Source organism: Vibrio sp. Y51_MX_L26 (genome assembly GCF_024181935.1).
GTDB lineage: Bacteria > Pseudomonadota > Gammaproteobacteria > Enterobacterales > Vibrionaceae > Vibrio > Vibrio diabolicus.
The window spans coordinates 246946-265396 of sequence record NZ_JAMZAS010000002.1 but is presented as its reverse complement, the minus strand read 5'-3'; the positions used below and the strand labels follow the sequence as shown (position 1 = coordinate 265396).

22 protein-coding genes are annotated in these 18451 nt (G+C 44.1%); 10 read left to right on the top strand and 12 right to left on the bottom strand.

The features are described 5' to 3' along the window. Window positions 1-5 precede the first annotated feature (5 nt). Entirely contained in the window at window positions 6-185 is a 180-nt protein-coding gene (gene torE / locus NL645_RS07380; RefSeq protein ID WP_005378141.1) for a trimethylamine N-oxide reductase system protein TorE, read from the bottom strand. A 462-nt stretch (window positions 186-647) separates the two neighbouring features. Between torE and NL645_RS07375 the strand changes: the two genes are divergently transcribed. Beyond that, window positions 648-1460 (top strand): ABC transporter permease, encoded by an 813-nt coding sequence (locus tag NL645_RS07375; RefSeq protein ID WP_253651494.1) that lies wholly within the window; start codon window positions 648-650, stop codon window positions 1458-1460. A gap of 354 nt (window positions 1461-1814) precedes the next feature. Beyond that, window positions 1815-1952 carry a hypothetical protein gene (locus NL645_RS07370; RefSeq protein WP_005378145.1) on the top strand — a complete coding sequence of 46 codons (138 nt, stop codon included), beginning with the start codon at window positions 1815-1817 and terminating at the stop codon, window positions 1950-1952. A gap of 83 nt (window positions 1953-2035) precedes the next feature. Here the strand turns inward: NL645_RS07370 and focA are convergent, their stop codons facing one another. After that, window positions 2036-2896, bottom strand: a complete 861-nt coding sequence (focA, locus tag NL645_RS07365; protein WP_005393324.1) for a formate transporter FocA — start codon at window positions 2894-2896, stop codon at window positions 2036-2038. Between the two features lie 299 nt (window positions 2897-3195). Here focA and NL645_RS07360 point away from each other — a divergent pair, with 299 nt between their 5' ends. After that, the gene (locus NL645_RS07360) at window positions 3196-3429 is read left to right on the top strand and encodes a TIGR02647 family protein (RefSeq protein ID WP_005378148.1); all 234 of its coding nucleotides are present in this window, start codon (window positions 3196-3198) and stop codon (window positions 3427-3429) included. 36 nt (window positions 3430-3465) lie between these two features. Here NL645_RS07360 and NL645_RS07355 read toward each other — a convergent pair whose 3' ends face one another. Next, window positions 3466-3924, bottom strand: a complete 459-nt coding sequence (locus NL645_RS07355) for a PACE efflux transporter (protein WP_005390910.1) — start codon at window positions 3922-3924, stop codon at window positions 3466-3468. A gap of 89 nt (window positions 3925-4013) precedes the next feature. Here NL645_RS07355 and NL645_RS07350 point away from each other — a divergent pair, with 89 nt between their 5' ends. Genes NL645_RS07350 through NL645_RS07340 form a run of 3 tightly spaced genes read left to right on the top strand, consistent with a single transcriptional unit; the run spans window position 4014 to window position 6377 of the window. Further along, a complete protein-coding gene (locus NL645_RS07350; protein WP_005390908.1) occupies window positions 4014-4892 on the top strand; it encodes a LysR family transcriptional regulator in 879 nt (292 codons plus the stop codon). Between the two features lie 22 nt (window positions 4893-4914). Beyond that, the gene (locus NL645_RS07345; RefSeq protein WP_161445668.1) at window positions 4915-5742 is read left to right on the top strand and encodes an NAD-dependent epimerase/dehydratase family protein; all 828 of its coding nucleotides are present in this window, start codon (window positions 4915-4917) and stop codon (window positions 5740-5742) included. Continuing rightward, on the top strand, window positions 5739-6377 hold the full coding sequence (locus NL645_RS07340) for a YdcF family protein (RefSeq protein ID WP_253651493.1): 639 nt from the start codon (window positions 5739-5741) through the stop codon (window positions 6375-6377). Before NL645_RS07345 ends, NL645_RS07340 begins: the two co-directional genes overlap by 4 nt. A gap of 61 nt (window positions 6378-6438) precedes the next feature. Here the strand turns inward: NL645_RS07340 and NL645_RS07335 are convergent, their stop codons facing one another. After that, window positions 6439-7017, bottom strand: a complete 579-nt coding sequence (locus NL645_RS07335) for a thymidine kinase (protein ID WP_005378154.1) — start codon at window positions 7015-7017, stop codon at window positions 6439-6441. A gap of 87 nt (window positions 7018-7104) precedes the next feature. After that, window positions 7105-8487 (bottom strand): cysteine--tRNA ligase, encoded by a 1383-nt coding sequence (gene cysS / locus NL645_RS07330; protein WP_150918431.1) that lies wholly within the window; start codon window positions 8485-8487, stop codon window positions 7105-7107. A 203-nt stretch (window positions 8488-8690) separates the two neighbouring features. Here cysS and NL645_RS07325 point away from each other — a divergent pair, with 203 nt between their 5' ends. The 4 genes from NL645_RS07325 (at window position 8691) to NL645_RS07310 (ending at window position 11898) form a co-directional block, all read left to right on the top strand. After that, window positions 8691-9185, top strand: coding sequence for a peptidylprolyl isomerase (locus NL645_RS07325; protein WP_005390900.1), 495 nt, complete (start codon window positions 8691-8693; stop codon window positions 9183-9185). Between the two features lie 60 nt (window positions 9186-9245). Next, window positions 9246-9983, top strand: coding sequence for a UDP-2,3-diacylglucosamine diphosphatase (lpxH, locus tag NL645_RS07320; protein ID WP_006743038.1), 738 nt, complete (start codon window positions 9246-9248; stop codon window positions 9981-9983). A gap of 98 nt (window positions 9984-10081) precedes the next feature. Beyond that, window positions 10082-11296, top strand: a complete 1215-nt coding sequence (locus NL645_RS07315; protein ID WP_005378158.1) for an EAL and HDOD domain-containing protein — start codon at window positions 10082-10084, stop codon at window positions 11294-11296. Window positions 11297-11382: 86 nt separating this feature from the next. Beyond that, entirely contained in the window at window positions 11383-11898 is a 516-nt protein-coding gene (locus NL645_RS07310) for a YchJ family protein (protein ID WP_253651492.1), read from the top strand. A 282-nt stretch (window positions 11899-12180) separates the two neighbouring features. On the opposite strand, the gene hisIE is transcribed toward NL645_RS07310, so the two are convergent. From hisIE to hisD, 7 genes are all read right to left on the bottom strand, one after another. Further along, the gene (gene hisIE, locus NL645_RS07305; protein ID WP_104969276.1) at window positions 12181-12816 is read right to left on the bottom strand and encodes a bifunctional phosphoribosyl-AMP cyclohydrolase/phosphoribosyl-ATP diphosphatase HisIE; all 636 of its coding nucleotides are present in this window, start codon (window positions 12814-12816) and stop codon (window positions 12181-12183) included. Further along, on the bottom strand, window positions 12813-13586 hold the full coding sequence (gene hisF / locus NL645_RS07300; RefSeq protein WP_004749837.1) for an imidazole glycerol phosphate synthase subunit HisF: 774 nt from the start codon (window positions 13584-13586) through the stop codon (window positions 12813-12815). Before hisF ends, hisIE begins: the two co-directional genes overlap by 4 nt. Beyond that, window positions 13568-14305 carry a 1-(5-phosphoribosyl)-5-[(5-phosphoribosylamino)methylideneamino]imidazole-4-carboxamide isomerase gene (gene hisA, locus NL645_RS07295; RefSeq protein ID WP_005390889.1) on the bottom strand — a complete coding sequence of 246 codons (738 nt, stop codon included), beginning with the start codon at window positions 14303-14305 and terminating at the stop codon, window positions 13568-13570. The genes hisF and hisA overlap by 19 nt, the downstream gene beginning before the upstream one ends. Window positions 14306-14317: 12 nt before the next feature. After that, on the bottom strand, window positions 14318-14932 hold the full coding sequence (hisH, locus tag NL645_RS07290; protein ID WP_047008596.1) for an imidazole glycerol phosphate synthase subunit HisH: 615 nt from the start codon (window positions 14930-14932) through the stop codon (window positions 14318-14320). 26 nt (window positions 14933-14958) lie between these two features. Continuing rightward, the gene (hisB, locus tag NL645_RS07285; RefSeq protein ID WP_006743043.1) at window positions 14959-16032 is read right to left on the bottom strand and encodes a bifunctional histidinol-phosphatase/imidazoleglycerol-phosphate dehydratase HisB; all 1074 of its coding nucleotides are present in this window, start codon (window positions 16030-16032) and stop codon (window positions 14959-14961) included. A 65-nt stretch (window positions 16033-16097) separates the two neighbouring features. Further along, a complete protein-coding gene (gene hisC / locus NL645_RS07280) occupies window positions 16098-17138 on the bottom strand; it encodes a histidinol-phosphate transaminase (protein ID WP_253651491.1) in 1041 nt (346 codons plus the stop codon). Window positions 17139-17156: 18 nt separating this feature from the next. After that, the gene (hisD, locus tag NL645_RS07275; protein WP_253651490.1) at window positions 17157-18449 is read right to left on the bottom strand and encodes a histidinol dehydrogenase; all 1293 of its coding nucleotides are present in this window, start codon (window positions 18447-18449) and stop codon (window positions 17157-17159) included. Window positions 18450-18451: the final 2 nt, after the last annotated feature.

Below are 18451 nucleotides of genomic sequence, written 5' to 3'. Positions count from 1 at the left end.
CAGGCTTACATGCCGTGCGCGCCTGGAGGTCCAAAGAAGAACACTTGCAACATCCAAACGATGAACCCGTAACCGCCGACAAAAGCCACACTCAGAATTGGGAAGAGAACAACTGCAATGAAGAGGAACGACTTCCACTCCAGGGAGCGTTTTTCACCACTCTCAATTTTATTAACATCACTCATACATTTGCCTATTTTGTATCTAGTGTTATTGAAAAGCCCGCGTAACCGAGCTTAAGTTTTTTACAATCTCTAATGGAAAATGTTAGACCATACTAATAGTAAGGTTCAATCAAATAAGAGCTCTCAGGCCTTGTAATTCAACACTTTTTTGAGCTCATCCAGAGATGTGATTGATTGATGTTATTTATTAAAAAACATGAACAGATGTGACAAAATAAGTCTTTTAACCAATTGTTAAAACAACAACATTTAACAAACATAAGTTACATTTGGATAGTAATTAACGGGTCATAAATTGGCTTAAAAACCCGTCAAAAGATAATCAATTGTAAATAAAATGATGCAAAATAATGACGAGAATAGCGCTAAAGGTTTACGTTGAGAACATCAAAAAATGCACATTGATGTTCATATAAAGGAGGGGCTTAGTTACAATTATTCGCGGATTTTCGAGGAGCGATTATGGATAGCGTGGTGGATATAAGTTGGGCCAAACTGGCATTGTTTGGTCTGATTTTGTTAGTTCCCTTCTTTATTAATGCCCGCTACAAATTAGGGATTGCGAAAGACACGATAATCAGTGTTATTCGTATGACACTTCAGCTCATATTAATTGGCGTGTATTTAGAATATCTTTTTCAATTAAACAGCTTACTTATCAATATACTTTGGCTTGCCATCATGCTACTGATTGGTGCAAGCTCAATTGCAGGAAAAGCTCGTCTACCTAAAAAGCCACTAATGCTTCCTCTGCTTACAGGCTTAACCTGTGGTCTAATTCCACTTCTTATAGCGATTACCGCAGGCCTAGTGCAGCCATCCCCTATTTACAACGCCCAGTACATGATCCCACTTGCGGGCATGCTATTGGGTAACAGCTTAAGTAGTAACATCATCGCACTGCAGAATTTATTTACGGCTTTTGAACAGAGACAATCAGAATACGAGGCTGCTATCTCACTTGGTGCCTCTCCTCGTTATGCATCATTCCCCTTCATTCAAGAGGCCCTTAGAAAGTCACTTGCTCCAACTTTAGCCTCTATGGCCACTACAGGGCTGGTTACCTTGCCAGGCATGATGACTGGTCAAATTCTAGGTGGCGCAAGCCCGATGGTCGCAATTAAATATCAGTTGGTGATTATGCTGGCTATTTTCGTCATGTTGAGTACCTCCGTCGCTATTACGCTGGAGATGACACTGAGCTGGGTACAAACGAAAGAAGGCCGGATCAAAATAAAAATCCAACAATCAGAACCTACCAAAACTCATAGATAGTTTAAGCGTGTGAACAAAGCCAGTGAAAGGGCTTGTATTATCAAGTCAAACGCACTTTTATCTGAGTAACTCATCCATTCTTTAAACATTCATCAAGACGCTTTCTGGAGAAAAGTCAGACAGAATTCTCTCGAGTATAAGCCTCTAATTTTATGAAATTTTCTTTGCAAGTTTAGATACGCACGGCCTTTGAGACAGGTTATCCACAGAAAATGTGGATAAACACCCTAAACCCATACGCAACCAGAAACATAGCAGTATAAGTGATCAATCTAATCGTCATGCTTTGATCACTTGCCTGACATATTCTAATTTTAGAGTAAAGATAGTGACCACAAACTTGGAGAGACGTACATGGATGTCTTAATGATCAAAGAAAATTACGATGAACTCCTATCCGATGCACCTCTGGACTGGCTCGTTCAAGAACCAAAGGAAGTGACTTCTCATTGGCTCCCAACCGATTTTGGCATCAATGAAGAGCTGATTTAACTCACTCGATTTGTGTGAAACTTATCGACATGAATAAAAGAAAGGCGAACCATTTGGCTCGCCTTTCTTTTATTCTTTTAGATTTATCGTAAATGCTTGTCTTCATCACGTAGATAAATCATCCAATACCACATACCAACGAATACACCGCCACCAATGATGTTCCCTATCGTTACAGGGATAAGGTTATTTACGATGAACCCCATCATGTTTAAGTCCGCATAGTTTGCAATATCCGCCCCTGTCATTTGCCAAAATGCTTCCGGTGCAAAATATTTGATTCCAATCGCCATGGGTACTTGGAACATGTTCGCAATACAGTGCTCGAAACCTGCCGACACGAACATAGCTACTGGCAGAATCATGACCGCTATTTTGTCAGTTAATGTACGTCCGCTAAACGTCATCCAAACAGCAATACACACCAGCACGTTACACATGATGCCAAGCGCAACAGCAGCAAAGAAACCATGGTGCAATTTGTGTTGAGAGATCGCCATCGCGTTGAGGCCAACTTGGCCGTGATCAAACATATACTGCTTGGTAACCAACATGCATGCTACCAACAAAAGAGCACCAACCATGTTGCCGAAATAAACCACAAACCAGTTTTTGATGAGCGCTTGCCACGAGATCTTTCCACTCGCTCGCGCTACCAATGTTAATACTGAGCTAGTGAAAAGCTCACCACCTGTAACGACAACAAGAATCAAACCAAGGCTGAAGGCTAGGCCACCGATTAGCCTGGTAATACCCCATGGAAGGTCGCCTGCACCGGTTGTCACCGTGGTGTAAAAGATGAACGCAATACCAATATGAAGTCCGGCAGAAATTGCCAATAAAAAAGATTTGATCGGTGCTTTAGTTGCTTTACCTACCCCCACTTCAGCCGCGCGTTCCGCAGCCTGAGGCGGTAATAGTGAGTCAAACTGATTGAAGTTCATTGTGGTGTAACATTTAGAAACAATTAAAGAGGCGCGGATAATCGCTCCATTTCCCTACTTTTTCAAGCGCTATTTGACATGTTTACTAAAAATGTTGTTATCGAGAGATCAACCGATAAAGGTCAACTATCATTCGCAATCGTAACTATCATTGATACTTAACAAGTATTCTGCCTTTCGAACAAAGATCCTGCGTTATATCAGCCTGATAGCGCCATACTTAACACTTCTTATCGTTTAATGTTGCTCAACTCTTCTTTTCAGACTAGCTTGGTAAAAAAAGCGTAAAGGAATCATTTATGAAATATTCAGCTGAACATATCGCCGAATTGAACCTACTTCTTCAGTTCGACCTAAGTAGTGCTGCAACTGGTATTAAAGTTCATACAGACGCGTCAGAAGAAATGCAGGCAGCCGTTGCTCGTCTATACGAGAAGCAACTTTGTACACAGCCTGATGGTGGTTATTTAACAGATGAAGGTATTGAAGTCGCAGAGCATGCGGATAAGATTTTAAGAGTCCTTTCTGTGTAATTTGAACAAAAACGCCACCGAATTCGGTGGCGTTTTTTATTGGTCCCTGCATTTTGTTCCTGCCGAAACCTGCGGTGCTAATCGTTTTTTCATTTTGCTAAATGGCTGAACCTTGTCGTACAACCAATTAAAGCCTGTGGCATAAAATAGGAAGAACACTAGGAAGCCAGCTTCCAACACCAGAGCTTGGAGAAGCGTAATTTCTAAGAACCAAGCAATGACGGGTATAGAGATAAAGATCAACCCTCCCTCGAATCCAATTGTATGCCCAAAACGCATCGCTAAACTTCGCTCAGTTCGATTGCTGCCAAACCACTTATCAAAGTACAAGTTGTAGATGTAATTCCACACGACGGTATACATGCTCAACCCAATCCCAACTAACGCGAGATCACTCGATCCCTTTCCGGTGATCAATGAAGCCGCTGGCACAATGATCGCGAGTGCGATTAACTCAAAAAGTACTGCATGAAAAATTCGTTCGTTACGAGTCATATTTCTCTGTCCAAATAGTTCTACTCAATGCTTAGAATTTTATCTATTATTCAGATAACAAAAAGTTAGATACCATCGACAAAAGCGATATGTTTACCATCGAACAACTGCAAGCTTTCATTGCTACATCAGAAACCGGATCATTTTCAGGCGCGGCAAGAAAACTGGGGCGAGCTCAATCCGTAGTCAGCCAACACATCATAAATATGGAGGTCGACTGTGGTGTTGATCTATTTGATCGCTCTGGTCGATATCCGAAATTAACCGAGAGTGGCCTCGCGCTCATACCTTATGCACAAGCGGCAATCAGCCAACTCGACCGATTGAACAACAGAGCATCACAGCTTTTTTCAACACCAACTAATAAATTGGTTTTAGCCATTGATGAAGGGATTCCTCTGACTCGCTTGCCCGACGTGCTAAAAAATTTAGAGCAACGCTTTCCACACTTGCAAGTTGAATGCTTAACAGCTTCAAGTCCGGATATCATTGAATTGGTCAAATCGGAGCGCGCCACTACTGGGATTATTTTGAGTGACTTACAAATGCCAAGACATATCGATTTCACTAATCTTGGTAACATTGCGTTCGATGTCTATGTCTCTTCAACACACGCTCTGGCACAGCAACGCGTCACTCACATTGATCAACTCAAACAACATCGTCAACTGGTCATACGCTCCAAAAACGCAGAGCCATGTGGTCTCAATCAAGCATTCAGCCCGGATATCTGGTACGCTGATAACTACTATATTTTGTTGGAATTAGCGAATAAAGGGTTTGGTTGGTGCTTTCTTCCGGAGCATTTAGTCGCGTATTCACCGAACACACTGAAAAGAGTTGGGGATGATTTCACAAAGCTGGCTTGGCAAGTCAATGTTGACCTTATTCAACATCAGAAATGGCATTCAGATCCCCTCCATCAACAAGCCAAAGCAGAGCTGCTCAATCTATTCGAGCAGACATAAATAAGTAAGTAGGAAGACCCAAATGGCAAATACATTGATCGTAGGTGCAGGCTGGCTCGGAACTCCGCTAGCAGAAACTTTGATGAAAGACGGACACCACGTTGTCGTTACTCGTCGTAACCAAGCTCGGTTAAACGAGTTACCCGCTTCATTAACTCACTCCGCATTATTCGATTTTAATCAACTTAACGCGGCGAAACGGCTAGATGAGTTGCTTAAGCAACATCAAATTACTCACGTTGTCGGTGCTTTTCCCCCTGGTTTTCGTAAAGGACGCGGACAAGAATACGCCCAACAATGGCAAATGCTCGCAAACGCAGCAAAGCAAAACAACGTTGAAAAGCTCGTTATGATTAGCTCTACAACGGTGTATCCCAACCTAGCTTCAGATATGGAAGAAGCAGATGCGTCACTCTCTTTAGCAGCCGACAGCCCTTATTTCTCTGACAATGCACGTATTATGCTGCAAGCCGAGCAGCATGTTATCGATTCTAATATTAGCTTCGTCATTATGCGTTGTAGCGGGCTAATTGGGCCAGACAGGCACCCTTCTCGCTTTGCAATGAGACTAAAACAAGTCAGTCGTAAAGCGCCTGCTAATATGCTTCATCAAGATGATGCGGTATCGGCGGTCAAATTTGCTTTAGATAATTTAAGTAACCAAGTTATTAACGTGACCACACCGCATACCGTCAGCAAGGCGGAGTTCTACCAAGCCGCTATAAATAAGAGCGAAAGTGAGATACCTCTTCCACCAGTCACAGAACAAACAGATAAACGCATTCTCGCAGACAAACTACTCTCACTTGGCTATCAATTTCATTTCAACTCAACTTTGGACGCGCTATGAAACTCTATCGACACATAGAAACACTTTGGGATTACATGCAACTCAAACATGAGCTGAAACCCGCAGACTGTTTGTTTGTGATGTGCAGTAACGATGTGCGTGTAGCAGAACATGCAGCAAATCTGTACCACCAAAAGTTAGCGCCTTTGATTGTATTTTCAGGGGGAGAAGGTCGTTTTACCGATGGACTGTTTGAAAAAAGCGAAGCGGAAACTTTTGCCGAAATTGCCAAGATGTCAGGCGTGCCCAGTGAAGCAATTTTGCTCGAAGCTGAATCCACCAACAGTGGAGAAAACGTTCGCTTTACTGAGCAACGATTGAAAGAAGAAGGAAAACATTGCTCATCGTTTATTCTGGTGCAAAAACCATTTATGGAACGCAGAGCCATAGCGACATTTGAAAAACAGTGGCAGTCACCCTACTCCCAGCTCCAGGTAAGCTCTACGGCTCATCCGTTTTTTGAATATATTAATGAAGACATGCCATTAATGATGGTACTAGAGGCACTAATGGAAGATTTCTCTCGCGTAAAAAGCTATCCAGAGAAAGGATTTCAAACCGAGCAGAACATCCCTCAGCAAGTCGAATCGTCTTACCAGGTTTTGCTAGAGAGATTTGGGTTTGACTTAGTCTAAGCCCTTTCTAGCAGACAACAAAAAGCCACCGATTACGGTGGCTTTTCTGTATTAATACGGATTATTTACCGAGTGCTTCTTTGTAATGCTGACGGCACACGGAGACATATTTGTCGTTACCGCCGATCGCAACTTGATCGCCCTCTTTAATCGCCACGCCATGTTCATCGGTACGAATAACCATATTCGCTTTGCGACCGCAGTGGCAGATCGTTTTGAGCTCAACCAACTTGTCTGCCCAAGATAACAGGTACTTACTGCCTTCAAAAAGTTCGCCTAGAAAATCGGTGCGAAGGCCGTAACACAATACTGGAATATGTAGTTTATCAACAACTTCAGTAAGTTGGTAAACCTGCTCTTTCGACAAGAACTGACACTCATCAACAAGAATACAGTGACGTTTCTCAACCTCATTCAGAGCTGCGATCTCTTGATATAAATTGGTATCCTGACGAAACAAATGTGCGTCAGATTGAAGACCAATACGAGAGCTCACTTTACCGACACCAAAGCGATCATCTAGTGCCGCCGTAAAAATAACTGGCGTCATGCCGCGTTCTTGATAGTTGAAAGAGGATTGAAGAAGCGTTGTTGATTTACCCGCATTCATTGCTGAGTAATAGAAATACATCTGAGCCACAGAGCATTACCTAAAGTTAAAGTTTTAATTTATGGAAATGGAAAATAAAAGGGCTGAATTATCAGCCCTTTAAAATTGAAAATTCAATTACTTACGACGCCACGTTGTGCCTTCTGGACCATCTTCCAGAACAATGCCCATTTCGGTTAGCTTGTCACGAGCCATATCTGCATTCGCCCAATCTTTCGCAGCGCGAGAGTCGTTACGCAGCTTGATAAGAGCTTCGATTTCAGCCACTTCATCATCGTTACCTGCATCACCTTTTAGGAAGGCTTCTGGATCTTGGTGAAGAATACCGATCACATCTGCTAGTTCACGCATTAGCGCACCTAGCTCGCTCGCTTTCTCTAGGTTTTCTGTTTTCAGACGGTTAACTTCGCGCGCCATGTCGAACAGAACTGAGTACGCTTCTGGCGTATTGAAGTCATCGTTCATCGCTGCTGTAAAGCGAGATACATACTCTTCACCACCAGCAGGAGCAGCATTTAGATCCAAACCACGTAGAGAAGTGTATAGACGCTCAAGCGAAGCGCGTGCTTGGTTTAGGTTCTCTTCGCTGTAGTTTAACTGGCTACGGTAGTGACCAGACATAAGGAAGTAACGAACCGTTTCTGCATCGTAGTGACCAAGTACGTCACGGATAGTAAAGAAGTTGCCTAGAGACTTAGACATCTTCTCGCGATCTACCATCACCATGCCACTGTGCATCCAAGTATTTACGTACTTAGTGTCGTGTGCACAGCATGATTGCGCGATTTCGTTTTCGTGGTGTGGGAACTGAAGATCAGAGCCGCCACCGTGAATATCAAAGTGATCACCTAGGATTGAAGAGTTCATCGCAGAACATTCAATGTGCCAGCCTGGACGACCAGGGCCCCATGGTGATTCCCACTTAGGTTCACCTGGTTTAGACATCTTCCAAAGTACAAAGTCTAGTGGGCTGCGTTTGGCTGTTTCGACATCAACGCGCGCGCCCGCTTGCAGCTGATCCAAATCTTGTTTAGACAGTTTGCCGTATTCGTCAAACTTGCGAACCTCAAACATTACATCGCCATTATCCGCAACGTAAGCAAAACCACGTTCAATCAGTTTTTGAACAAGTTCGATGATTTCTGGAATAAACTGGGTTGCACGAGGCTCAATATCTGGGCGCTTCATGTTTAATGCGTCGAAGTCTGCGTGCATTTCACCGATCAAGCGCTCGGTCAATGAGTCACAAGACTCGCCATTTTCAGCCGCACGTTTAATGATCTTATCATCAATGTCTGTGATGTTGCGTACAAACGTTAGATCGTAACCTAGGTAACGAAGGTAACGTGATACCACGTCAAAGGAGACAAAAGTGCGACCGTGACCGATGTGACAGAGATCGTAGATGGTAACTCCACAGACATACATGCCGACTTTGCCAGCTGTAATTGGTTTGAATTCCTCTTTCTGTCTTGTGAGTGTGTTATATATCTTTAACATGATCTCTATCTATGATTGTGAATGAATAAAAGAAGGTCGAGTATATCAACTCCGACCTGGTTAGGTAATAGCAATTAACCGATAAAACGATAATCGGCTAAACTTCAAGCACAAAACGAAGAATTTCCTCTTCCTGAGTTTTTAATGCACTAGAACTTAGGCTAGAATCTCGGGCTCAACACAACACAGTAAAGGAAAGTAGCATGATCACCCTTCACACTAATTTTGGTGACATCAAGATTCAACTAAACGAAGAGAAAGCGCCAGAGACTAGCGCAAACTTCCTTCAGTACTGCCGCGATGGCTTTTACGACAACACTCTTTTCCACCGTGTTATTGACGGTTTCATGATCCAAGGTGGTGGCATGGAACCTGGTCTACGTGAAAAAGCATCACGTGCACCTATCAAGAACGAAGCAAACAACGGCCTAAGCAACAAAGTGGGTACACTTGCTATGGCACGTACTATGGAACCGCATTCAGCAAGCTCTCAGTTCTTTATCAACGTAAACAACAACACATTCCTAGATTTCCGTAGCGAAAGCCTAGATGGTTGGGGTTACTGTGTATTCGGTGAAGTTGTAGAAGGCATGGACATCGTAAATAAGATCAAAGGCGTTAGCACTGGTTCTTACGGCATGCACCAAGACGTACCTCTAGAGGACGTAGTAATCACTGGTACAACAATTGAAGAATAATTCGTAAGAATTATTTCTAAGAGATAAGTTAATGGGGAGGCATCGCTTCCCCTTATTTCTATGACAACATTATTTATTTCCGATCTTCACCTCACCCCATCGCGTCCGGATATTACGGAATGTTTTGTGACGTTCATGCGAACAGAAGCAACGAAAGCCGATGCACTTTATGTATTAGGCGATCTGTTCGAGTTTTGGGTTGGAGACGATGACAAAACTCCTTTTGCCAATCAAATCCGTACTGAGTTCCAGCAACTAACAAAGACTGGCGTTCCTGTTTATTTCATTCAGGGCAATCGCGACTTCCTATTGGGAAAACGCTTTTGTAAAGAGACAGGCATTACATTATTAGATGAAGTTAGCCTCATAGACCTTTATGGTACTAAAGCAGTTATTCTCCACGGTGACACCCTGTGTACTGACGACATTGATTATCAAAAATTCCGTAAGACTGTTCATCAACCTTGGTTGCAATGGCTGTTTAATCACATTCCTTGGTTTATTAAGAAGAAAATTGTCTCAAAAGTTCAATCCGATATTCGTGATGATAAAATGAGCAAGCCTTTAGACATCATGGACGTCAATCAAAATGAAGTCGAGAAAGTGATGTCTCAGAATTGCGTCAACTTAATGATTCATGGTCACACTCATCGCCCGAATACACATTTTTTTGACGTCGATGGCGTTAAAAAGACCCGGATAGTTTTAGGGGATTGGTATACGCAAGGCTCAGTTTTACAAGTAAATTCTGATGGCTTTGACCTACAAACGAGACCATTCATACAGAATTTGCGTTAAGCATGTAGAGCGTGTAGAAGATTCACGCTCAAGTCGTAGATATTTTGTAAAAAATCGCTATTATCATAATACTAAGTTAAACAGAACGAAGTACCTAATTGAAGTATTCTTACGTAGCTCGCCAACCGATTCTGGATAGAGAAAAACGAACCATAGGTTACGAACTTCTCTTTCGAGACGGTCCTAAAAATACCTTCCCTGAAGTAGAACCAGAGCTGGCTACTAGTCGACTGCTATCCGATCATTTTTTGTCGACGCATTACAACACATTAGGGAACAAACTTGGCTTTGTTAACTTTCCGCATCAAAGCTTGGTGAATCTAGTCCCAACTCTGTTTCCCAAAGAGTCTCTCGTCATTGAAGTCCTTGAAGATTGTGAACCGACAGAAGAGCTGCTAGAAGCCATCAAGCACCTTCATGAGTGCGGATACAAAATTGCTTTAGATGATTTTGTGCCGACGAAGGCTTGGAAACGTTTTCTTCCATACGTTTCCATGATCAAGTTTGACATTCGACTCGTACCGATCAAGAAAGCCGCTATTTTTATTCAGGCATTAAGCCCATTTAAAATCGACTTTCTTGCTGAAAAAGTTGAGACCTATGAAGAATTTGAGCAAGCTTTAGAAGCCGGCTTTAACTATTTTCAAGGATATTTTTTCAGCAAGCCTGAGATGATCCAGAAAAAACGGTTGAACCCCGCGTTTCTTACCGTCATACAGCTGTGTAAAGAGATTGCAGATAAGCCCATCGACTTCAATGAGGTTGAACGTCTGTTTTCGATTGATGTGACGCTGTCATACAAGTTGCTTACTTACGTAAATTCAGGATATACATTAACGACTAAGATCAAATCGTTCAGACAGGCACTTATTTATCTGGGTGAAGAGCGACTACGACGCTTTATTTCCTTAGTTGCAATTGCATCCGTTCAAGAGGATAAACCTGACTCTCTTTACTCTTTAGCGATTCAGCGTGCAAGAATGTGTGAACTGTTACTTAGTCAAATGAACACTAGGTATGACCCTGGGCAGGCTTTTTTGACAGGCATGTTTTCTTTACTCGGATCTTTGCTCGATCAACCGCTCTCGGATGTCATTGAAGATATCCCCGTTGACGAAGATATAAAACTCGCATTAACCAGTCGAAAAGGCGTACTTGGCCACTTACTTTCAATGACGATCGCCTACGAACAAGCAGACTGGGAATTAGCTGAGCGGTATTGCACCGTTCTTAAATTAACCGAGCCTCAATTAGCAGACGCTTTTAATCAATCTACTGAGTGGGCTCAAGAACTGCTGTCTCAAACGCCCTAAATCGCTATAATGCCCCAAAGAATACTGCTGCCTCACTTATGTGAGGTTGTTTGTTTTTACCGCTTAATTAATCGAGATTTCATTTTATGGCTTCTTCTTGTCCTTGCGGCTCTAACCGCACCTACCAACAGTGTTGTGAAATTGCCCACAATAACCATGCTGACGTTACCACTCCGGAGCAGTTAATGCGCTCTCGTTACAGTGCGCATGTGCTAGGTCTAGTAGATTACGTGGTGAACACGTACCACCCAAGCTGTAATGCAGAAGAACAACGAGAAGGCATTGCCCAATCTATCGACAGCGATTGGTGCAAACTTGAAGTATTAAAAACAGAAGCTGGCAGTAATGACAATGAAGGCTTTGTCGAGTTTAGCGCTTATTTTGATGAAGACGGCAAACGCTACTGTATGACAGAACGTTCTCGCTTCGTAAAAGAAAATGGGCTTTGGTACTACATTGACGGCACATTTCCTGAAGAAGAGCCAGAAGAAGAACCAGAACAGGATTCACGTTTGAACCAAACAGTAAGCAGTCTCAAGGTCGGCCGTAACGACCCGTGTATCTGTGGAAGTGGTAAGAAATTCAAGAAGTGTTGTGGGTAATCGCACCCACGCTTAGCTTATTGAGCCCGCTTTAATGAGATTCCTGATCTCACCTAAGCTCGTCGGAATAACGTGAATATGTACTTTCGTTTGAAATAGATAACGCGACTTCAAATACCATTAGAAAATATACCGTCATTCTGAACAGCGAGGGACGAGCGTGATTCAGAATCTAATCGCCACCAGCACTGTTGCCGGTTTTTACCCCCGAATCAAGAACACTAAATTAAAAAAGCCCCTAGACTTGAGAGCATAGGGGCTTTCACTTATCTATAAGCAAGTTTACTTATGACGCTCTTTCAACTTGTTCACTACGTCATTCATCGATAAGCCTTGGTCTTGAAGCAATACCATTAAGTGGTAAATCAAGTCTGCTGATTCACACACTAACTCCGCCTTATCGCCCGACGTCGCCGCAAGCGCGACTTCAACGCCTTCTTCGCCCACTTTTTGCGAAATACGCTTGGTGCCACGGGCATAAAGACTGGCAGTATAAGAGGAATCTGGGTCGGCACTCTTGCGGGCAGCCAATAGCTGCTCAAGTTGATGAAGCCACACCATTTGTGACTCCTCTTGCGGATCTCCATCCCAACAAGTTGTTGTTCCAGTATGGCAAGTCGGACCAATAGGATTCACTTTAACTAGCAGTGTGTCATTGTCGCAATCGAGCTGCATGTTCACCAATTGTAATACATTGCCTGAGGTTTCCCCTTTGGTCCAAAGACGCTCTTTGGTACGAGAGAAAAACGTCACTTGACCCGTTTCGCCCGTTTTTGCCAACGCATCTTGGTTCATGTAACCCATCATCAGCACTTGGCTTGATTGAAAATCTTGTACGATGGCAGGTACCAGACCATCCACCTTTTCCCAGTTGATTCGCTCAGCTAGCGAACTTACTTCGGCGGCTTTCACACTCATAGTCGTACCTCAATGCCTTGTTGTTTCAAATACTGCTTTAGTTCACCAATATTGATGACTTGCTTGTGGAATACCGACGCGGCAAGCGCGCCATCCACATTTGCTTTTTGGTAGGCTTCTGCGAAGTGCTCCATGGCACCTGCACCACCCGATGCAATCAATGGCACGTTACACACTTCACGCACCATATTAAGTTGTTCAATATCGTAGCCGTTACGCACGCCGTCTTGGTTCATCATGTTCAGTACGATTTCACCAGCACCGCGTTTTTGTACTTCTTGCACCCAATCACGCGTTTCCCATTGGGTTGCTTTGGTGCGTTCTTCATCGCCAGTAAACTGGTAAACCTGATACTTACCTGTCTCTTTATCGTAGTAAGAATCGATACCAACGACGATGCATTGCACACCAAACTTATCAGCAAGGTCAGTAATCAGTTGGGGGTTCGCCAATGCAGGTGAGTTGATAGACACTTTGTCTGCACCAAACTCAAGAATGCGCGCTGCGTCTTCTGCTGATTTAATGCCACCAGCCACACAGAACGGAATATCAATCACTTCTGCAACGCGAGCGACCCAACTTTTATCGACGACACGACCATCACTTGAAGCGGTAATATCGTAGAACACAAGCTCGTCAGCGCCTTCTTCAGCATAACGCTGCGCCAGAGGGACGATGTCGCCAATGATCTCGTGGTTACGGAACTGGACGCCCTTTACCACTTGTCCATCACGAACATCAAGACATGGAATTATTCGCTTTGCCAACATGCAAATGCCTCCTCTGCTGTGAACTTACCATCTAACAGCGCACGACCAACAATAACGCCAGCCACACCGCTGCCTTTTAGTGCTTCGATATCCGCTAATGAGCCAATGCCGCCTGAAGATTGGAACTGCACTTGTGGGTACTGTTTACATAAGTCGACGTAAAGCTCAACGTTTGAGCCTTCTAGCGTACCGTCACGAGAAATGTCCGTGCAAAGCACATGCTGTAGACCTACCGTTAGGTAATCGTTGATCAGAGCTTCGATAGTCACGCCTGAGTCTTCTTGCCAACCAGAGATCGCCACTTTACGCGTGCCGTCTTGATCGATGTTGATGTCTAGAGCGAGAACGATTTTCTCTGCGCCGTATTTTTCCATCCAACCTTTCACAAGCTCCGGTTGTTTTACTGCTGTAGAACCAACTACAACACGTTGAGCACCGGCTTCTAGCAGATCAATCACGTCTTGCTCTGTACGCACACCACCACCGATTTGGATGTTCGCTGGCGTACTTGCTAATAGTTTTGCAATCAAATCAAGCTGACGTGCTGTCGTGTCTTTCGCGCCAGTTAAATCCACCAAGTGCAGCCAGTTGGCACCTGCTTGGTGGTACAAGTTGAACTGCTCTGCTGGGTCGACTTTGTACTCGGTTACTTGGCCGTAATCACCTTGATAAAGGCGAACCACCTGTCCTTCAATTAAATCAAGAGCTGGAATAATCACACTAAATCCCTTTTATAATTCTAAGAAGTTTTGAATAAGCTTCGCGCCCGCTTTTGAAGAACGCTCTGGGTGGAATTGCACACCATAATAGTTACCGCTTTGAACCGCAGCAGTGAATGGATTTCCGTAATCACATTCGGCAATGGTGTAGTCTCCAACTGGCATCGCAAAGCTGTGCACAAAATAGAAGTACTCACCCTCTTCAATACCTTTGAATAACGGATTGCCTGCTTTTGCAGAAACGGTATTCCACCCCATGTGCGGCAGTGGCAAATCGCCGGTTTGAAGCAGCTTCACTTCGCCATCACAAAGTCCAAGACACTCAACTAACTCGTCTGCTTTCTGGCCTTTTTCTTGAGACACTTTGCCCAGCAATTGCATGCCTAAACAGATACCTAGCAGTGGCTTTTCTACCTGTTTGACCAAGCTGATAAGGTCACGCTCTTCTAGGTTCTTCATCGCTTCACTGGCGGTTCCCACTCCCGGTAGAAATAGCTTGTCAGCCGCCAATACAACTTGTGGATCTTTTGAAATCGTTACGTCATAGCCTAGGCGTTCAATAGCAAACTTCACCGAAGAGACGTTGGCACAGCCAGTATCGATAATGACAACTTTCTGTTCTGTCACTGTTTTTCTCCTTGCTAAGGTTAGCCTTAAAGTACGCCTTTACTACTCGGTAGCTCAGTGCCTTCTACTTTGATTGCTTGGCGCAGAGTACGACCAAACGCTTTAAATAGGCTCTCAATGATGTGGTGATCATTGTTGCCCGCAGAAGAAAGGTGCAGTGTACATGCTAGTGTGTCAGTTAAAGAACGGAAGAAGTGAACCACCATCTCTGTTGAAAGGTCCCCCACTTGCTCACGACTAAACTGCGCGTCGAACTTAAGGTAAGGACGACCTGACAGGTCTAGCGCACATTGTGCTAAACACTCATCCATTGGCAGGCTGAAACCAAAGCGACCAATACCACGCTTGTCACCCAGCGCTTCTTTCAACGCCTGACCCAAGGCCAGCGCGGTATCTTCTACTGTGTGGTGATCATCAATGTGTAGATCACCTTCTACTTTGCACACCATTTGGAATCCACCGTGCGTCGCAATTTGATCCAACATGTGATCGAAGAAACCAAGACCCGTTGAGATGTCATTACCTCCTTGCTCATCAAGATTAACCGCAACTTTGATGTCCGTTTCTTTCGTGGTACGAATCACTTCAGCAATACGAGCTTTCACCGTGAGGTCTTTCAGGATCTGTTTCCAGCCCATGGTTTCTGGGTTGTATTGAATTCCACGAATTGCCATGTTTTCTGCAAGTTGAAGATCGGTTTGGCGGTCACCAATCACGACAGAGTTTTGGAAATCAACTTTGCCACCTTGAAGGTACTCTTTCACCATGCCTAGCTTAGGCTTACGGCAAGAGCAGTTATCTTCTTCAAAGTGAGGACAAATCAACACGTCATCGAACTTCACACCTTGAGACTCGAAGATCTCCATCATCATGTTGTGCGGTGCATCAAAATCAGCTTGTGGGTAGCTGTCAGTACCCAAACCATCTTGGTTAGTGACCATCACTAGACGGTATCCAGCATCCTGCAACGACAACAGGCTTGGGATAACAAATGGCTCTAGTTTTAGCTTATCTAAACGGTCTACTTGAAAATCAACTGGCGGCTCAACAATTAAGGTGCCATCTCGGTCGATAAATAGGATTTTTTGTTGCTTGCTCACTCGAACTTCCTTATTACTAATCTTGTTTCGTTCTCGGCATAAACCGAGAACGTTGAGAATTCTATTTATGAATAGTAGTTTCTAATGAAACCCAGTGTCTTTTCACACTCGTCGCGGTTACCAATACTGATACGCACGCAGTTCTCAATTGGCGAGTTACGCAGGATAATGCCCGTATCCCAAGCGGCTTTGAAAAGAGCATCGCCATCTGGGAATTTCACCAATAAGTAGTTCCCCCACCCTTCAAAAACCTCCAGACCCGGAATCATCGACAAACCAACTTGTAAGTAAGCTCGGTTCGCGTTCAAATCGAGAACTTGGAACTTCGCTCGCGCTAATCCTGCTTCTGAGAGCGCTTGAGTAGCAATTTCTGCCACTGGCACCGGTACTGGATATGGTGCGATAACTTTAAGAAGTACATTAATCAGCTCTTCGTTCGCAAGCGTAAATCCACAACGAAGACCAGCAAGCGCGAAAGCTTTCGACAGAGTACGCAGAATCGCTAGATTTGGATATTCTGCCAATAAATCTACTGTTGATGCTTCTGGACAAAAATCGATGTACGCTTCGTCCATGACCACGATTGCGCGGTCTTTTGTCATCTCAAGCAGAGAGACAATATCGTCACGCTTAACTAAGTTACCCGTTGGGTTGTTTGGCGAGCATACGAAAACCAGTTTCACGTTATCTAGATTCGCTTCGATGCCTGCAAGGTCTAGTTGCCAATCTGACGTTAGCAGCACCGTTTTGCGCTCTACACCGATGGTTTCTGCACTGATGGCGTACATACCGTAAGTCGGTGGGCAGTATAAAATCGCGTCTTCACCCGGTTCACAGAAAGCACGAATCAATAACTCAATACCTTCATCTGCACCGCGAGAAGTCAGCGTTTGTTCTGGCTTCACTCCAGCATACGCGGCGTAAGCAGAAATCAGTTCTTTCGGCTGGCATTCGCTGTAACGATTAAGACGAGCAAAATCTGTTTTGTATTCATTGTTGAATGGCGATTCGTTGGCGTTCAGCCATACGTCACCTGTACCACCAATTCGGCGAGCCGAAAGATAAGGTGTTAGTTGTTGGACTTGTTTACGCGCTAGCTTTTCCATCTCTTTACTCTCTTATTCTTACTTACTTGCTAATTTTTCTACACGGATAGTAACAGCACGTTTGTGGGCGTCCAGACCTTCTGCTTCAGCCATGGTGACAACCGTTGGCGCAAGATTTTTAAGACCGTCAGCTGAAAGCTCTTGAACCGTCATTCGTTTAGAAAAATCAGCCAAACCTAAGCTTGAATATGTCCGTGTGTAACCGTAAGTAGGAAGAACGTGGTTAGTGCCCGATGCGTAATCACCTGCAGATTCAGGCGACCAATCACCAAGGAAGATCGAACCTGCGTTGTCTAATAGAGGCAGAAGCTCGCGTGGGTTCTTAGTCTGAACAATTAAGTGCTCAGGGCCATAATAATTAGAAATAGAGATCGCTTGGGTGATCGATTCAGCAATAATGATTAAACTCGATGCGAGCGCTTTTTCTGCAATCTCTGAACGAGACAACTCTTTCAATTGACGACGAACGGCATCTGTCACCTGATCTGCAATAATGGCTGATGGCGTCACAAGTACAACTTGAGAGTCAGGTCCATGCTCTGCCTGACTTAGAAGGTCCGCCGCAATAAAATCTGGGTCCGCTGTTTCATCCGCAATCACAAGAACTTCCGAAGGACCCGCTGGCATATCAATCGCTGCGCCACGGAAATCATTGCTCACCTGACGCTTTGCTTCCGTCACATAAGCGTTACCCGGGCCAAAAATCTTATCAACTTTTGATACGGTCTCTGTACCATATGCCATTGCAGCAACAGCTTGACCACCACCGACGTTGTACACTTCATCAATGCCACACAGTTTTGCTACGTAAAGGATCTCGTCAGCGATTGGAGGCGGAGAGCAAAGCACAACTTTACGACAGCCGGCAATTTTCGCAGGCACGCCCAGCATCAAAACCGTCGATGGCAATGGCGCGCTACCACCAGGAATGTACAAACCCACTTTTTGAATTGGACGTGTTACCTGTTCACAAAGCACACCCGGTTGAGTTTCAACTTTAATTGGCTGTGGCTTTTGCGCTTTGTGGAATTTAGAAATATTGGCATAAGCTTGCTCTAATGCATTTTTCATTGATTCAGACAAGCACTCTGAAGCAGCTTTAATTTCCTGAGAAGAAACACGAATGGACTCAGGTTTAACGCGATCAAACTTTTCTGTCAGCTCGTTGAGAGCAGAGTCGCCTTCATTTCTAACTTTAGCGATAACCTCAGACACTGCTGCAGTGATATTTGCACCTTCTGCAATAGCAGGACGTTCTAAGATCGAATCTTGCTGCTCTTCACTTAAAGATTGCCAAACGACTGTTCTCATGA

What these genes read in the sequence shown, in the direction of transcription:
- torE (WP_005378141.1), bottom strand. Translation starts at nt 185, where the DNA reads ATGAGTGATGTTAATAAAATTGAGAGTGGTGAAAAACGCTCCCTGGAG.
- NL645_RS07375 (WP_253651494.1), top strand. Translation starts at nt 648, where the DNA reads ATGGATAGCGTGGTGGATATAAGTTGGGCCAAACTGGCATTGTTTGGT.
- NL645_RS07370 (WP_005378145.1), top strand. Translation starts at nt 1,815, where the DNA reads ATGGATGTCTTAATGATCAAAGAAAATTACGATGAACTCCTATCCGAT.
- focA (WP_005393324.1), bottom strand. Translation starts at nt 2,896, where the DNA reads ATGAACTTCAATCAGTTTGACTCACTATTACCGCCTCAGGCTGCGGAA.
- NL645_RS07360 (WP_005378148.1), top strand. Translation starts at nt 3,196, where the DNA reads ATGAAATATTCAGCTGAACATATCGCCGAATTGAACCTACTTCTTCAG.
- NL645_RS07355 (WP_005390910.1), bottom strand. Translation starts at nt 3,924, where the DNA reads ATGACTCGTAACGAACGAATTTTTCATGCAGTACTTTTTGAGTTAATC.
- NL645_RS07350 (WP_005390908.1), top strand. Translation starts at nt 4,014, where the DNA reads ATGTTTACCATCGAACAACTGCAAGCTTTCATTGCTACATCAGAAACC.
- NL645_RS07345 (WP_161445668.1), top strand. Translation starts at nt 4,915, where the DNA reads ATGGCAAATACATTGATCGTAGGTGCAGGCTGGCTCGGAACTCCGCTA.
- NL645_RS07340 (WP_253651493.1), top strand. Translation starts at nt 5,739, where the DNA reads ATGAAACTCTATCGACACATAGAAACACTTTGGGATTACATGCAACTC.
- cysS (WP_150918431.1), bottom strand. Translation starts at nt 8,487, where the DNA reads ATGTTAAAGATATATAACACACTCACAAGACAGAAAGAGGAATTCAAA.
- NL645_RS07325 (WP_005390900.1), top strand. Translation starts at nt 8,691, where the DNA reads ATGATCACCCTTCACACTAATTTTGGTGACATCAAGATTCAACTAAAC.
- lpxH (WP_006743038.1), top strand. Translation starts at nt 9,246, where the DNA reads ATGACAACATTATTTATTTCCGATCTTCACCTCACCCCATCGCGTCCG.
- NL645_RS07310 (WP_253651492.1), top strand. Translation starts at nt 11,383, where the DNA reads ATGGCTTCTTCTTGTCCTTGCGGCTCTAACCGCACCTACCAACAGTGT.
- hisIE (WP_104969276.1), bottom strand. Translation starts at nt 12,816, where the DNA reads ATGAGTGTGAAAGCCGCCGAAGTAAGTTCGCTAGCTGAGCGAATCAAC.
- hisF (WP_004749837.1), bottom strand. Translation starts at nt 13,586, where the DNA reads ATGTTGGCAAAGCGAATAATTCCATGTCTTGATGTTCGTGATGGACAA.
- hisC (WP_253651491.1), bottom strand. Translation starts at nt 17,138, where the DNA reads ATGGAAAAGCTAGCGCGTAAACAAGTCCAACAACTAACACCTTATCTT.
- hisD (WP_253651490.1), bottom strand. Translation starts at nt 18,449, where the DNA reads ATGAGAACAGTCGTTTGGCAATCTTTAAGTGAAGAGCAGCAAGATTCG.